Genomic DNA, 740 nt, shown 5'->3' on the forward strand with positions numbered 1-740 from the left:
AGTCTTATACACAAGTATCTTCGAAGCGGTGTAATGAACAAAGGATTGTTTGAAGCGAGCGAAGAAGGAACTCCCCAAGGAGGACCGCTAAGTCCGTTGTTGAGTAACATCATGCTCAACGAATTGGACAAAGAACTCGAACGCAGAGGGCTTCCCTTTGTACGCTATGCCGATGACTCGATGATATTCTGTAAGTCCAAAAGGGCTGCAATGCGAGTGAAGGAGTCTATAACCCGATTTATAGAGAATACTCTATATCTCAAAGTCAACAAGGAAAAGACCGTAGTGTCGTATGTGCGAGGAATGAAATACCTCGGCTACTCCTTTTATGTGATGAAAGGTAAATGCCAACTCACGGTGCATTCTAAGTCCAAAGCCAAGATGAAGTCAAAGCTAAAAGAATTGACAAGTCGCAGTAATGGATGGGGATACGCCAAGAGAAAGCAAAAACTGAAAGAATACATACAAGGTTGGGTCGGTTATTATCACCTTGCCAATATGAAACGTTTCTTGCTTGAAACAGACGAATGGTTAAGACGTAGAATACGCATGTGTATATGGAAGGCTTGGAAGAAAGTCAGGACAAAAGTGGCAAACCTCATTAGATGTGGTATCAATCAATACAAAGCATACGAATGGGGTAATACTCGCAAGGGTTATTGGCGAATAGCTGATAGTCCTATATTAACAAGGGCGATAGATAACAATAGACTACGCTCAGCTGGGTATGCAACTTTAAT

General features: G+C 41.9%; 1 protein-coding gene. It reads left to right on the forward strand.

Features of this window, described 5'->3' with window-relative positions; all coding sequences use genetic code 11:
* The coding region (locus AC1DCD_RS10255) for a reverse transcriptase domain-containing protein (protein ID WP_480349371.1) at positions 1-740 on the forward strand (740 nt) is incomplete at both ends.

It is taken from the genome of Prevotella sp. C0209C1, from assembly GCF_056583855.1.